The 14,238-nt window shown below is 66.3% G+C and carries 15 protein-coding genes; 11 read left to right on the forward strand and 4 right to left on the reverse strand.

Annotated elements, in window-relative coordinates; genetic code table 11:
* Nucleotides 1-20 precede the first annotated feature (20 nt).
* A complete protein-coding gene (locus BPET_RS08495) occupies nt 21-1,226 on the reverse strand; it encodes an MFS transporter (protein WP_012248592.1) in 1,206 nt (401 codons plus the stop codon).
* 87 nt (nt 1,227-1,313) lie between these two features.
* Between BPET_RS08495 and BPET_RS08500 the strand changes: the two genes are divergently transcribed.
* The 3 genes from BPET_RS08500 to BPET_RS08510 are packed head-to-tail and all read left to right on the forward strand — an operon-like array spanning nt 1,314 to nt 3,852.
* Complete coding sequence (locus BPET_RS08500) at nt 1,314-2,267, forward strand: diacylglycerol/lipid kinase family protein (protein WP_012248593.1); 954 nt, start codon at nt 1,314-1,316, stop codon at nt 2,265-2,267.
* Nucleotides 2,264-3,076, forward strand: coding sequence for a metallophosphoesterase family protein (locus BPET_RS08505; protein ID WP_012248594.1), 813 nt, complete (start codon nt 2,264-2,266; stop codon nt 3,074-3,076). The genes BPET_RS08500 and BPET_RS08505 overlap by 4 nt, the downstream gene beginning before the upstream one ends.
* 23 nt (nt 3,077-3,099) lie before the next feature.
* The gene (locus BPET_RS08510; protein ID WP_012248595.1) at nt 3,100-3,852 is read left to right on the forward strand and encodes a phosphatase PAP2 family protein; all 753 of its coding nucleotides are present in this window, start codon (nt 3,100-3,102) and stop codon (nt 3,850-3,852) included.
* Here the strand turns inward: BPET_RS08510 and BPET_RS08515 are convergent.
* The 3 genes from BPET_RS08515 to BPET_RS08525 are packed head-to-tail and all read right to left on the reverse strand — an operon-like array spanning nt 3,836 to nt 5,341.
* A complete protein-coding gene (locus tag BPET_RS08515) occupies nt 3,836-4,306 on the reverse strand; it encodes an NAD(P)-binding domain-containing protein (RefSeq protein WP_012248596.1) in 471 nt (156 codons plus the stop codon). The two genes, BPET_RS08510 and BPET_RS08515, sit on opposite strands and share 17 nt — an antisense overlap.
* Nucleotides 4,303-4,734 (reverse strand): PaaI family thioesterase, encoded by a 432-nt coding sequence (locus BPET_RS08520; RefSeq protein ID WP_012248597.1) that lies wholly within the window; start codon nt 4,732-4,734, stop codon nt 4,303-4,305. The genes BPET_RS08515 and BPET_RS08520 overlap by 4 nt, the downstream gene beginning before the upstream one ends.
* Nucleotide 4,735: 1 nt before the next feature.
* Nucleotides 4,736-5,341 (reverse strand): TetR/AcrR family transcriptional regulator, encoded by a 606-nt coding sequence (locus BPET_RS08525; protein ID WP_041862813.1) that lies wholly within the window; start codon nt 5,339-5,341, stop codon nt 4,736-4,738.
* 480 nt (nt 5,342-5,821) lie between these two features.
* On the opposite strand from BPET_RS08525, the gene BPET_RS08530 reads away from it, so the two are divergent.
* From BPET_RS08530 to nuoG, 8 genes are all read left to right on the forward strand, one after another.
* Nucleotides 5,822-6,964 (forward strand): porin, encoded by a 1,143-nt coding sequence (locus BPET_RS08530; protein ID WP_012248599.1) that lies wholly within the window; start codon nt 5,822-5,824, stop codon nt 6,962-6,964.
* Between the two features lie 201 nt (nt 6,965-7,165).
* Nucleotides 7,166-7,525 (forward strand): NADH-quinone oxidoreductase subunit A, encoded by a 360-nt coding sequence (locus tag BPET_RS08535; protein ID WP_012248600.1) that lies wholly within the window; start codon nt 7,166-7,168, stop codon nt 7,523-7,525.
* A 29-nt stretch (nt 7,526-7,554) separates the two neighbouring features.
* On the forward strand, nt 7,555-8,031 hold the full coding sequence (locus BPET_RS08540) for a NuoB/complex I 20 kDa subunit family protein (RefSeq protein WP_006217960.1): 477 nt from the start codon (nt 7,555-7,557) through the stop codon (nt 8,029-8,031).
* A gap of 67 nt (nt 8,032-8,098) precedes the next feature.
* Nucleotides 8,099-8,728 carry an NADH-quinone oxidoreductase subunit C gene (locus tag BPET_RS08545; RefSeq protein ID WP_012248602.1) on the forward strand — a complete coding sequence of 210 codons (630 nt, stop codon included), beginning with the start codon at nt 8,099-8,101 and terminating at the stop codon, nt 8,726-8,728.
* 3 nt (nt 8,729-8,731) lie between these two features.
* Complete coding sequence (locus BPET_RS08550; RefSeq protein WP_012248603.1) at nt 8,732-9,988, forward strand: NADH-quinone oxidoreductase subunit D; 1,257 nt, start codon at nt 8,732-8,734, stop codon at nt 9,986-9,988.
* A 39-nt stretch (nt 9,989-10,027) separates the two neighbouring features.
* The gene (gene nuoE, locus BPET_RS08555; protein ID WP_012248604.1) at nt 10,028-10,531 is read left to right on the forward strand and encodes an NADH-quinone oxidoreductase subunit NuoE; all 504 of its coding nucleotides are present in this window, start codon (nt 10,028-10,030) and stop codon (nt 10,529-10,531) included.
* A complete protein-coding gene (gene nuoF / locus BPET_RS08560; RefSeq protein WP_012248605.1) occupies nt 10,528-11,895 on the forward strand; it encodes an NADH-quinone oxidoreductase subunit NuoF in 1,368 nt (455 codons plus the stop codon). The genes nuoE and nuoF overlap by 4 nt, the downstream gene beginning before the upstream one ends.
* 15 nt (nt 11,896-11,910) lie before the next feature.
* Complete coding sequence (gene nuoG, locus BPET_RS08565) at nt 11,911-14,238, forward strand: NADH-quinone oxidoreductase subunit NuoG (protein WP_012248606.1); 2,328 nt, start codon at nt 11,911-11,913, stop codon at nt 14,236-14,238.

Here is a 14,238-nt window from a genome sequence, read left to right on the forward strand (position 1 = left end):
GCGCGGCCCGCCGGCGGCGCCTAAGCGCCCTTGCCTCCGGCCGGCGCATTGCCGCGCGGCAACCAGCGCCAGAACACTGCCGCGCCCGCCAGGCCGAACGTCCCCATGGCGGCCACCGCGGCGGCCAGTGACACCAGCGCGGTAATGGCCGACAACACGACGGGCCCAAGGCTGCTGCCCAGGTCGGACACCAGCCGCCAGATTCCCAGGAACTCGGTGCGACCCGTCGACGGCGCGGCATCCGCGCCCAGCGTCATGACAATGCCCGAGCCTATGCCATTGCCCATGCCCAGCATCATCGACACAATCAGGAAACCGATCACGCCGCTGGTGAGCGACGTGCCGATCAGGGCAAAACCCATCAGCAAGGTAGAGGGCACGGCCACCCACAGCCGGCCGCGGCGGTCCATCAGCGTGCCGGCCGGGTAGAACACCGACATATCAATGGCCGCCACCAACCCGTAGATGATGGATGTGGTGGTGGGATTGATGCCCAGGTGATCCGCCCAGAGCGGAATGACCACCTGGCGCGAGGCGCGCACCGCGCTGACCAGCAGTATTCCCAACCCCAGCGTCAGGAACACGCGCCGGTGAGTGCGGGCCACGTCCAGCACGCGCGGCTTGGCCTGCACGGCAGCATCGCGGCGTTCAGGCGGCGTCATGTCGGGGGCCAGGTGGGCGATCAGGCCGGCGCCGGCCATCGCCACCGCCGCCACCCAGTACGCGCCCTGCAGGCCCATGAAGTGAATCAGCGCCGCCCCGGCGAACGGCCCCACGAACACTCCGATCCGCATGGTGCCGGCCAGCGTAGACAGGGCGCGGGCGCGCATGTACGCCGGCACGGCGTCGATCATGTAGGTCTGGCGCGCGAGCATGAACACCGACGAGGCCATGCCGATCAGGAACACGCCCACCGCCAGCACCGCCGCGTGGCCGGCGAAAATGCACAGCAGCAGCGCAAGCACGCTGAGCGCCGCGGCGCCCATCATCGATAGCCGCTCGCCGTAGCGCGAGGTGATCATTGCCGCCGGAATATTGCTGACCAGCGACCCGATGCCGATCAGCGCCACGATCAGGCCCGAGGTCGCTACCGAGGCGTCCAGCTCGCGCGCGCTCAATGCCACTACGGGCAGGATCGCGCCGTTGCTGATGCCATACAGAATCGAGGGCCCGAATGCGGGAACGGCTATTTTCTTGAAACTGAAGGGGGCGTCGCGGTTCGACACGGTGACGATGCGCGGAGAAATGAGGCAAGGCCGCTATTCTAGCCGCCATGGCTTGCCGGCTGGTCGCCTACAGGCTATCTTCAAGGCATGGCGCCTTCTGATCCCACCGGCCAGGCTCCGTTCTTCATCGTGCAGAACACGGGTTCGGGCCGCGACAATGCGCAGGACGTCCAGGCCACTATCCGGCAGGTGCTCGATGCGGCGGGCCGCCGTCACGAATTCATCGCTGTCGACGACGGCAGGCAACTGACGGCTGCCGCGCAAACCGCGGTCGAGCGCGCCCGCCGGCACGACGGCATTGTGGTTGCCGCCGGGGGCGATGGCACGCTCAGCGCCGTCGCCCAGGTGGTATTGGGCACGGGCCTGCCATTCGGCATTCTGCCGCAGGGCACCTTCAACTACTTCGGCCGGGCCTATGGCATCGCCCAGGACACCGAACTGGCCACCCGCTGCCTGCTGGCGGCGCAGCCCGAGCCGGTGCAGGTGGGGCTGGTCAACGGCCGGATCTTCCTGATCAACGCCAGCCTGGGCCTGTACCCGCAATTGCTCGAAGACCGCGAGGCGTACAAGCGGCGCTACGGCCGCAGCCGCTCGGTGGCGCTGTGGTCGGCGCTGGTGACCATGGCGCGGGCGCACCGCCAACTGGCGGTGCAGCTCGAGCACGCGGGGCAGTCCCGCACGCTGCGCACCCCGACCATCGTGGTGGGCAACAACGCCTTGCAACTGGAGCAGATCGGCATCGCCGAGGCGGACGAACTACAGCGCGGCCGCCTGGTGGCCATGGGCGTCAAGCCGGTTGGCACGCTGGCCATGTACGGTTTGGTGCTGCGCGGCTGGCTCAGCCGGCTGGGTGACGCCGAGCACGTCTTCAGCTTCGGTTTCGACCGCCTGACCGTGCGCATCGGACGATCGCGGCGGCGCGTCAAGGTCGCGATGGACGGCGAAATCCACTGGCTGGACACGCCGCTCGAATTCACCGTGTCGCCGCAGCCCCTGTTGTTGCTGGTGCCGCCCGAGGCGCAGCGCGCGGAACCTGCATGACACGGATCCTGCATCTTTCCGATACGCACTTTGGCACCGAGCGCGAGCCGGTGGTGCAGGCGCTGCTGGCGCTGTCCGACGCGCTGCAGCCCGACCTGGTGCTGCTGGGCGGCGACATCACGCAGCGCGCCCGGCGTAGTCAGTTCGCGGCGGCCCGTCGTTTTGTGCAGGCTTTGCAACGCCCCGTCCTGGCGGTGCCGGGCAACCATGACATTCCGCTGTTCAATCTGGCCGCCCGCCTGTTCGACCCATACGGCGGCTATCGGCGTGCATTGGGCGCCGTGCTCGAACCCGTGGTCGAGACCGACGGCTTGCTTGCCATCGGCGTGAATTCCACCCGCCCGGGCCGCCACAAGAACGGCCAGGTATCCGCCGCGCAGGTGGTGCGGGTGGCTCAGCGGCTGCGCGAGGCCGGGCCCGGCCGGCTGCGGGTGGTGCTGCTGCATCACCCGGTGCGCGCCGCCGTCGAAAGCGACCACGCCAATCTGCTGATCGGCCGCGACCTGGCCGTGCCGGCCTGGGTCGACGCGGGCGTGGACATCATCCTGGGCGGCCACATCCACCTGCCGTACATCCTGCCCATCCACGGCGCGGCCGGGCCGGCGCCGCGCCAGGCCTGGACCGTCCAGGCCGGCACCGCGGTCTCGCACCGGGTGCGCGGCGGTATTTCGAATTCGGTCAATGTCATCGACCATATGCCCGATAATGAGCGGCATCGATGTTCCGTCCAGCGCTGGGACTATCAGGCCGAGGCCGGCGAATTCCGCGCCCAGGGCACCCAGATGCTGGCGCTGCATCGCGGCATCTAGCCGCGCTTACCGCAAGCTGCTCCATGGAAGCTTCCACCGCCTGGGTTGCCGCCCATCCGCTCCTGATATTCCTGGCCGTGCCCGCGGCGGCGGGGCTGTGCGCCTGGCTGCTGGGGCGCCGCTACGGACGGCCGTCGGCCGCTCAACCGGCCTGGGTGTGCTGGGGCGTGGCGGCGGGGGCCGGGCTGGTGTTCCTGGTGCTGGCCGTGGCCATGAGCCTGCGCGCCGGCCTGGTCGACCTGGACAACGCCCTGGCGGCGGCGCTCAGCCTGTCCATGCCGCCGTCACTGCTGTGGCTGCTGTCCTGGTTCACCTACCTGGGCGACCGCAACCTGCTGACGGTGATCGCCGTGGGCATGACGGCAGGCCTGCTATGGCGGCGCCAGTGGCGCGTGGCGCTGGCCTGCGCCATCGTCACCGCCGGCGCCGGCTCGCTCAACCAGGTGCTCAAGCACTTGTTCCAGCGGGTGCGCCCCGAACATGTGCATGGCTATGTCGAGGCCGACGGCTGGAGCTTCCCCAGTGGGCATGCCTCGGCCGCCCTGGCTGTCTACGGCTTCGCCTGCTACCTGGTGCTGCGTGCCACGCCGGCCCGGTGGCACCCCTATTGCCTGGCCGGGGCCGCGGCGTTGATCACCGCCATCGGCGTCAGCCGGGTGTTGCTGCAGGTGCATTTTCTCAGTGACGTGCTGGCCGGCTTCGCGCTCAGCCTGACCTGGCTGGCGCTGTGCCTGGCCGGCGCCGAGCGGGTGCGCGCCTTCAGGCGGCGCACATAGCCCGCAGCAGCGCCTGCATGCCGGCCGCGTCGAAGTGCTCGCGCAGGTTCGCCAGGGCGGGGTCGCTCGCGCCGGCGACGTACCTGGCCCCGGCCGCCTCCACCGCGCGGCGCAGCGCGCCCGCCGGCCCGTCATCGGGCAGGGGGCGCAAGTTCCAGATCAGCTTGCCGCGGATGTCGGCCCCCACCTTGCCATCGCTGAAGCGTTCCAGGGTGCGGTCGATCTCGCGTTCGCCGGGCAGGGCCAGCAGCACCAGGTCGGATTCGCGCAGGGCCTCTTGCGCCGACGCGGCCAGCGTGGCGCTGCCGCGCCAGGGCTCGCATTGCGCCGGGTCTTTGTCGAATACCGTCAGCGCCAGGGTGGGCGGCCCGGCCGCCAGCAGTTGGCGGGCCGCCTCGGCGCCGACCGTGCCCAGGCCGATGATGCCCACGCGCCAGGCCGCCGGCCCGTTCATGGTGCGGGCACCGACCAGGTGCTGACGATATGGGCTACCGGTTCCGACGCATGTTCGCCATGCAGCATCACTTCGCCGGCCGCCAGGCGGCCGGTCTTCAGCAGCCGTGCCTCGGCCACCACGGCGCCGGCCGGGCTCTTGCGCAGGAAGTTGATGGTCAGGCTGGCGGTGACCGCGCCCGCCTGCCCGGTGGCGCCCACCACCGCGGCATACAACGCCAGGTCGGCCAGCCCCATCAGCATGGGGCCCGCCACGATGCCGCCCAGGCGTTGGTGCGCCGCCCGGGCCGGTAGTATGGCCCGCGCCGTGCCGTGGCCGATGTCGGTAATCTGCACGCCCAGCACCTCGGCAAACGGATGCTGCTCGGCCAGCAGGCGGTGGAAATCCGCCACGCTGATACGCGGTGGGGCAGAAGATAGGGGCGTCATGTCAGCGTTGCTCCAGGGTTGCGCAATAGCGTTCCAGCAGGCCGGCGGCCTGCTGGTCCAGTGACTTGAGCCGGCGGGTGTGGAACAGCAGCAGCAGGCCCATCAAATAGGTGAACACCTGCATCTGCTCGACCGCCACCATCTCGTCCGGCCAGGGCTTGGCCGCGCGCAGGCCCCGGCCCAACAGGTCCACACAGCCGCGCAACCGGGCATTCAGGCGGTCGTCGGCCTCGCGGCCCAGGCCGCGCGGCCCCAGGCCCTGGAACAGGTACATCCCCAGCGAAAATTCGGTGGCCCGCTCGGCGTAATACCCGAAGAACGCCTCGATCACGCGCCGCGCCGCCCCGCCGCCGCCTTGCGCCAGGGCGCTTGCCAGCCGGTCGCGCAGGCGTTCCAGCGAAGCCTCCAGCAATTCGGCATAAATGGCCTCCTTGCCGCCGAACCAGGGGTAGATGGCGCCGGTGGTGCAGCCTGCCTCCTTGGCAATGGCCCGCACCGTGGTTTTCTCCAGCCCGTCGCGCTCGAACACGCGCTGCGCGGCGTCCAGGATCAGCTGGCGGCGCAGGGCCGTCAGGCGCTGGGCATGGGTGGGCAGGGCGGTATCCATGACAGGGACGGTTTCACTCACGGTGTCTCGGCGCAGCAGCGGGGCATCAGGGAGGATAGCAGTGCTTTGATTTAATAACGTTGTTATTAGAAGTGCAAGCCAGGCCACCCGACAGGGTCCAGCCCCGGGGGAGGAAACATGTTTCGGCTCTGTGCCGGCCTGTATCCAGGATTGTTTCGCGTTACCAAAGTAATGCGCCTGGCAGGCGGCCAAATGCCGCCTCATCGGGCAGGAAACGGCGCGGATATTGGCTTGAGCCGGTGTTTAGGGTTAACACCAATGCGGTTCTGGCCGGAGACGCCGGATGTTGCAATATCCCAACATCCCTGGCGCGCAACCGGCACTTTTGTGATGCCGACCGTAGCCAGTCCCAGCGATTTTTGATGCAATAGCGTCAACTTCCCTTCGCGGAGTTAGGGGGGCGGCAGGCTGACGCAAGCATTGCTGCTCTTGTCACTCAAATCAACGGAGATTTCTTAAATGAAAAAGACTCTGCTCGCTGCCGCCCTGCTCGCCGGTTTCGCCGGTGTGGCCCAGGCAGAAACCTCGGTGACGCTGTACGGCATCATCGACACCGGTATCGGCTACAACAAGGTCAAGGGCGCTGGTTTCGACGGCAGCCGCGTCGGCATGATCAACGGCGTGCAGAACGGCTCGCGCTGGGGCCTGCGTGGCACCGAAGATCTGGGTGACGGCCTGCAAGCCGTGTTCCAACTGGAAAGCGGCTTCAACTCCGGCAACGGCAACCATGCTCAAGATGGCCGCCTGTTCGGCCGTCAAGCCACCATCGGTTTGCAAAGCGACAGCTGGGGCCGTCTGGACTTCGGTCGCCAAACCAACATCGCTTCCAAGTACTTCGGTTCGATCGACCCGTTCGGCGCCGGCTTCGGCCAAGCCAACATCGGCATGGGCCTGAGCGCGATGAACACCGTTCGTTGGGACAACATGGTCATGTACCAGACCCCGTCCTACAGCGGCTTCCAGTTCGGCGTTGGCTACTCGTTCAGCGTGGATGACAACACCACCGACGACGATCGCGTTGGCTTCCGCACCGCCGACAACGTCCGTGGCATCACCACCGGCCTGCGCTACGTGAACGGCCCGCTGAACGTCGCTCTGTCGTACGACCAGCTGAACGCCTCGAACGCCCAAGCTCAAGACGAAGTTGACGCCACCCCCCGTTCGTACGGCATCGGCGCTTCGTACGACTTCGAAGTGGTCAAGGTCGCGCTGGCCTACGCCCGCACCACCGACGGCTGGTTCGGCGGCCAAGGCATCAACGGCATCGGCGCTGTCGACAGCGACGCTGACGGCGTGGACGACCAGTTCCCGCTGAGCTCGAACCGCTTTGCTGACGGCTTCAAGTCGAACTCGTACATGGTGGGCCTGACCGCCCCGATCGGCGGCGCCAGCAAGCTGTTCGGTTCGTGGCAAATGGTCGACCCCAGCAACGACAAGCTGACTGGCGGCGAAGAGAAGATGAACGTCTTCTCGCTGGGCTACACCTACGACCTGTCCAAGCGTACCAACCTGTACGCCTACGGTTCGTATGCCAAGAACTATGCCTTCATCGACGACGTGAAGAGCACGGCTGTTGGCGTCGGTATCCGCCACCGCTTCTAATCGGCTGCGGAACGCAAGTTCCGCTCCGGTTCCAAGCATGCGGGCTGGCCTCGGCCGGCCCGCAGAAAAGCCACCCCTCGGGGTGGCTTTTTCGTTCCTGCCTAACGTCAATTGCCCCCTGTTTTTGGGGGATTGAGTTCAGCGGGCAGTCACTTAGCAAATGCTACAATCTGAAGGTTTGCGCATTTGACGGACGCCAGAATGAACTTGCAACAGTATTTTCCCGTCCTGCTGTTTATTGCAGTCGCTACCCTGATAGGGTTTGCACTGCTGACGGCAGGCTCGCTCCTGGGGCCGCGGCGTCCCTATGCCGAAAAACTCTCGGCCTACGAGTGCGGCTTCGAGGCCTTCGAAGACGCCCGCATGAAGTTCGATGTGCGCTATTACCTGGTCGCCATCCTCTTCATTCTGTTCGACCTCGAAATCGCCTTCCTGTTTCCCTGGGCCATCGCCCACGGCGCGGTCGGCCTCGTCGGCTTCTGGACCGTCATGGTCTTCCTGGCGGTCCTCACGGTCGGCTTCATCTACGAATGGAAAAAGGGCGCGCTGGACTGGGAATAACCCACGTCTTTCCGCTATCAGAGACCAATATGGCTATAGACGGCATCCTCAAGCAAGGTTTCATCACTACCAGTGCCGACAAGTTCCTCAACTGGGCAAAAACGGGCTCGATGTGGCCCATGACCTTCGGTCTGGCCTGTTGTGCGGTCGAAATGATGCACGCCGGCGCGGCGCGCTACGACCTCGACCAGTTCGGTATCATTTTTCGCCCCAGCCCGCGCCAGTCCGACCTGATGATCGTGGCTGGCACGCTGTGCAACAAAATGGCGCCGGCGCTGCGCAAGGTCTACGACCAAATGCCCGAGCCGCGTTGGGTCGTGTCCATGGGCTCGTGCGCCAACGGGGGAGGGTACTACCACTACTCGTATTCGGTGGTGCGCGGCTGCGATCGTATCGTGCCGGTCGATGTCTACGTGCCGGGCTGTCCGCCCACGGCCGAAGCGCTGGTCTATGGGCTGCTGCAAATGCAGAACAAGATCCGTCTGACCAACACCATTGCCCGCTGACCGCGCCCGCGCCGGCAATGCGTTTGCCCGGCGCCGCGCGTCAGCATATCGGTTTACCTAAGCGATCATGACGATGACCAGGCTCGAAACCCTGAAACACAACCTGCAGGCCGCGCTGGGGGCGGACATAGCCCTGACCGAAGCGCTCGGCGAGCTCACCTTGGAAGTGCCGGCCGACCAATGGCTGGCCGTCTGCAACAAGCTGCGCACCGACGCCGGCCTGAGCTTCGAAACCTGCATCGACCTGTGCGGCGTCGACTACCTCACCTGGGGCAATGGCACGCGCCAGGCGGGCGAAGACAAGGTCGCCGGCGTGCAGCGCTCGCGCTACGCGGTGGTGGCGCACCTGCTGTCCATCGCGCACAACTGGCGTCTGCGCGTGCGCACCTGGGCCCCCGATGACGACTTCCCCATGGTGGGCTCGCTGATCGACTGCTGGCCCGGCGTCAACTGGTTCGAGCGCGAAGCTTTCGACCTGTTCGGCATCGTCTTCGAAGGCCATCCCGACCTGCGCCGCATCCTCACCGACTACGGCTTCATCGGCCATCCGTTCCGCAAAGACTTCCCCCTGTCGGGCACCGTCGAAATGCGCTACGACCCCGAACAGCGGCGCGTCATCTACCAGCCGGTCACCATCGACCCGCGCGAAATCACCCCGCGCGTCGTGCGTGAAGATTCCTACGGCCTGGGGCGTTAAATCATGGCAGAAATCAAGAACTACACCCTGAACTTCGGCCCCCAGCACCCGGCCGCGCACGGCGTGCTGCGCCTGGTGCTCGAGCTCGACGGCGAAGTCATCCAGCGCGCCGACCCGCACATCGGCCTGCTGCACCGGGCCACCGAAAAGCTGGCCGAACACAAGACCTACATCCAGGCGCTGCCCTACATGGACCGCCTCGACTACGTCTCCATGATGTGCAACGAGCACGCGTACGTCATGGCCATCGAGAAGCTGCTGGGCATCGAGCCGCCGCTGCGCGCGCAGTACATCCGCGTCATGTTCGACGAGATCACGCGCCTGCTCAACCACCTGATGTCGCTGGGCTCGCACGCGCTCGACGTGGGCGCGATGGCAGTGTTCCTGTACGCCTTCCGCGAGCGCGAAGACCTGATGGACTGCTACGAAGCCGTCTCGGGCGCGCGCATGCACGCGGCCTACTACCGGCCGGGCGGGGTCTACCGCGACCTGCCCGACACCATGCCGCAGTACGGCGAAAGCAGCAAATACCGTGGCGAGAAAGACCTGCGCATCATGAACGACGCGCGCTCGGGCTCGCTGCTCGATTTCATCGAAGACTTCACCAACCGCTTCCCCGCCTGCGTCGACGAGTACGAAACCCTGCTTACCGACAACCGCATCTGGAAGCAGCGCCTGGTGGGCATCGGCGTCGTCGATCCCGAACGCGCCAAGGCGCTGGGCTTCACCGGCCCCATGCTGCGCGGCTCTGGCGTGGCCTGGGACTTGCGCAAGATGCAGCCCTACGAAGTCTACGACCTGGTCGATTTCGACGTGCCCGTCGGCGTCAACGGTGACTGCTACGACCGCTACCTGGTGCGTATCGCCGAAATGCGCGAAAGCAACCGCATCATCCGCCAGTGCGTCGAATGGCTGCGCAACAACCCGGGGCCGGTCATGGTCGAGAACCACAAGGTCGCCCCGCCCAAGCGCACCGGCATGAAAACCAACATGGAAGACCTGATCCACCACTTCAAGCTCTTCACTGAAGGTTTCCACGTGCCGCCGGGCGAAGCTTTCGCCTCGATCGAGCACCCGAAAGGCGAATTCGGCATCTACCTGGTGTCCGACGGCGCCAACAAGCCTTATCGCCTGAAAATTCGGGCGCCGGGCTTTGCCCACTTGCAATCGCTCGATGAAATGGCGCGCGGCCACATGATCGCCGACGCCGTCACCATCATCGGCACGCAGGACATCGTTTTCGGCGAAATCGACCGCTGATCACCAGCCCGAACGCCCCGCATAATCCGGATTCAAACTATGCTGCTTTCCGAACAGGCCTACCAGAAAATCGATCGGGAACTCGCCAAGTTCCCGGCCGACCAGCGGCAGTCGGCCATCATGGCTTCGCTTGCCATCGCGCAAGATGAAAAAGGCTGGCTGTCCCCCGAAGTCCTTGAAGACGTGGCCAACTACATCGGCGTGCCGCCCATCGCGGTGCAAGAAGTCGCCACGTTCTACAACATGTTCGACGTCAAGCCGGTCGGCAAGCACAAGATCGCGGTTTGCACGAACCTGCCCTGTGCCTTGCGCGACGGCGAAAAAGCCGGCGACTACCTCAAGCGCAAGCTCGGCATCGACTACCGCGAAACCACGCCCGACGGCCTGTTCACGCTGGTCGAGGGCGAATGCATGGGCGCTTGCGGCGATTCCCCCGTGCTTATCGTCAACAACAAGCATATGTGCGTGCGCATGACCGAAGAAAAGCTCGACGCGCTGGTTCAGGGCCTGAAAGAGCAGGGCGCCCAAGGAGAATCGGCATGAACGCGCCCGACCTGTACAAAAACCTGGCGCAGGGGCTCGATCCCAATCCCCTGAACGACCTGTCCAACTCCATGTGCCTGCACGGCCGGCACATCGGGCCGCAGATCCTGGCCGACCTCGACGGCAACAACTGGCACCTGCAAGACTACGTCAAGCGCGGCGGCTACGAAGCCCTGCGCAAGATCCTGTCGTCTGGCATGAAGCCCGAGGACGTCATCGCCGAAGTCAAGGCCTCGGGTCTGCGCGGCCGCGGCGGCGCGGGCTTTCCTACCGGCCTCAAATGGAGCTTCATGCCGCGCGCCTTCCCAGGCCAGAAGTACCTGGTGTGCAACTCCGACGAGGGCGAGCCCGGCACCTTCAAAGACCGCGACATCCTGCGCTTTAATCCGCACATCGTGATCGAAGGCATGGCCATCGCGGCCTACGCCATGGGCATCAGCGTCGGCTACAACTATATCCACGGCGAAATCTTCGAGGTTTACCAGCGCTTCGAAGAAGCCCTGGAAGAAGCCCGCGCCGCCGGTTTCCTGGGCGACAATATCCTGGGTTCCGAGTTCAGCTTCCAGCTGCATGCCTTCCATGGCTACGGCGCCTACATCTGCGGCGAAGAAACCGCGCTGCTCGAATCGCTCGAAGGCAAGAAGGGCCAACCGCGCTTCAAACCGCCGTTCCCAGCCAGCTTCGGCCTGTACGGCAAACCCACCACCATCAACAACACCGAAACCTTCGCGGCGGTGCCCTGGATCATCCGCAACGGCGGCCAGGCCTACCTGGAAGTGGGCAAGCCCAATAACGGCGGCACCAAGGTGTTCTCGATCACCGGTGACGTCGAGCGCCCCGGCAACTACGAAATTCCGCTGGGCACGCCGTTCTCCAAGCTGCTCGAGCTTGCCGGCGGCATGCGCGGCGGCAAGAAGCTCAAGGCGGTCATCCCGGGGGGCTCCAGCGCTCCGGTGCTGCCTGCCGACATCATGATGGACATCACCATGGACTACGACGCCATCGCCAAGGCCGGCTCCATGCTGGGCTCGGGCGCGGTCATCGTCATGGACGAAACCCGCTGCATGGTGAAGTCGCTGTTGCGTCTGTCGTATTTCTATTTCGAAGAAAGCTGCGGCCAGTGTACGCCGTGCCGCGAAGGCACCGGCTGGCTCTACCGCATGGTCCATCGCATCGAGCACGGCCAGGGTCGCCAGGAAGACCTCGACCTGCTCGACAGCGTGGCCGGCAATATCATGGGCCGCACCATCTGCGCCCTGGGCGACGCCGCCGCCATGCCGGTGCGTGGCTTCCTCAAGCATTATCGCGACGAATTCGCGCACCACATCGAGCACAAGTCGTGTGTGGTCCCGCAATATCTGTAGGTCTCAGGAACAGCAATGGTTGAACTAACCGTCGACGGCAATAAGGTCGAAGTCCCCGAGGGCAGCATGGTGATGCATGCCGCCCAGAAGCTCGGCCTGTATGTGCCGCATTTCTGCTACCACAAGAAACTGTCCATCGCGGCCAACTGCCGCATGTGCCTGGTTGAAGTGGAAAAGGCGCCCAAGGCACTGCCGGCCTGCGCCACGCCCGCCACCAATGGCATGGTGGTGCACACATGCTCTGAAAAAGCCAAGGCCGCCCAGAAGTCGGTCATGGAATTCCTGCTGATCAATCACCCCCTCGATTGCCCCATCTGCGATCAGGGCGGCGAATGCCAGCTGCAGGATCTGGCGGTGGGCTACGGCGGTTCGACTTCGCGCTACCGCGAAGAAAAGCGCGTGGTCTTCCACAAAGACCTCGGCCCGCTGGTGTCGGCCGAAGAAATGACCCGCTGCATCCACTGCACCCGTTGCGTGCGCTTCGGCCAGGAAATCGGCGGCCTGATGGAACTGGGCATGCTGGGCCGCGGCGAGCATTCCGAGATCACCTCGTTCGTCGGCCGTTCGGTCGAGTCCGAACTCTCGGGCAACATGATCGATCTCTGTCCTGTTGGCGCGCTCACGTCCAAGCCGTTCCGCTACACGGCGCGCACCTGGGAACTGGCGCGCCGTCGCTCGGTCAGCCCGCATGACAGCCTGGGCGCCAACCTGGTCATCCAGGTCAAGGGCGATCGCGTCATGCGCGTGGTGCCGTTCGAAGACGAAGCCCTCAACGAGTGCTGGATCAGCGACCGCGACCGCTTCTCGTACGAAGGCCTCAACAGCGAAGACCGCCTGGCCGCGCCCATGATCAAGGGCGCCGACGGCCAATGGCAGGAAGCCTCGTGGGCCGACGCGCTGCAGGCTGTGGCGCAAGGCCTGTCGCGGGTGCGCGACAGCCATGGCGGCGGCCAGATCGGCGCGCTGGCGGCCGAATACGCCACCACCGAAGAATTCGCGCTGCTGGGCCGCCTGGTGCGCGCCCTGGGTTCCGAGAACATCGACTTCCGCCTGCGCCAGACCGATCCGGGCTTCGACGCGGCCCTCTCCGGCGCGCCCTGGCTGGGCATGCCGGTGGCCGATCTCGACACGCTCGACCGCGTGCTGGTGGTGGGTTCCTTCCTGCGCAAAGACCACCCCCTGATGGCGCAGCGGCTGCGCCAGGCCGCCAAGCGCGGCACGCAGATCCTGCTGGTCGACAGCGCCGCCGACGATCCCCTCATGCCGGTCGCCGCGCGCGTTACCGTGGCCCCGTCCGGCCTGCCGCTGGCGCTGGCCCAGGTGGCCGTGGCGCTGGCCCAGGCCAAGGAACAGCCCGTGCCGGCCGAATTCGCCGACGTCACGCCCGACGAAAACGCCAAGCTGGTTGCCGCCAGCCTGGCTTCGGGCGCCAACGTCGCGGTGCTGATGGGCAACATGGCCGTGGCTTCGCCGCAGGCGTCGCTGCTGGCCGCCAACGCGCGCGGCGTGGCCGACCTGGCCGGCGCGCGCTTCGGCTTCCTGACCTCGGGCGCCAACACGGTGGGCGGCTACCTGGCCGGCGCCGTGCCGGGGCAGGGCGGCAAGACCGCCGCCGCCATGCTGGCCGAGCCGCTCAAGGCCTACATCGTGCTGCATGCCGAGCCGGCGCTCGACGCCGACAACGGTCCGCAGGCCGTGGCGGCGCTGCGCGGCGCCGAGTTCGCCGTCGCCCTGACGCCCTATGCCTCCGCCGCCCAAGACTGGGCCGATGTCATGCTGCCGGTGGCGCCGTTCACCGAAACGTCCGGCACCTTCGTCAATGCGCAGGGCCTGCCGCAAAGCTTCAAGGGCACGGTGGCGCCGCTGGGCCAGACCCGTCCGGCCTGGAAGGTGTTGCGCGTGCTGGGCAACGTGCTGCAACTGCAAGGCTTCGAAGACGAAACCTCCGAATCCGTGCGCGACACCGCGCTGGCGGGCGGCGTCGAAGGCCGGCTCTCCAACGACATCAAGGCCGCCCGTGGCCTGGGCAAGGCTGCCACGGGTCTCGAGCGCGTCGCCGACGTGCCCATCTATCGCAGCGACGCCATGGTGCGCCGCTCCGAACCGCTGCAAGAAACGCCTGCCTCGCAGCCGCCCACCGCGCGCATGAACGGCGCCACGCTGGCCGGCCTGGGGCTGGCCGCCGGAGTCCGGGTGCGCGTCACCGGCCCGGCCGGCTCGGTCGAGCTTGAAACCGTGCAGGACGACGCCGTGGCCGATCGTGGAGTGCGCATCGCGGCGGCATTCGAGCAAACCGCCGCCCTGGGCGGCGCCTTCGGTGAAATCAGCGTGGAGCGTGCCTGA

The organism is Bordetella petrii (genome assembly GCF_000067205.1).
Taxonomy (GTDB): Bacteria; Pseudomonadota; Gammaproteobacteria; order Burkholderiales; family Burkholderiaceae_B; genus Bordetella_A; species Bordetella_A petrii.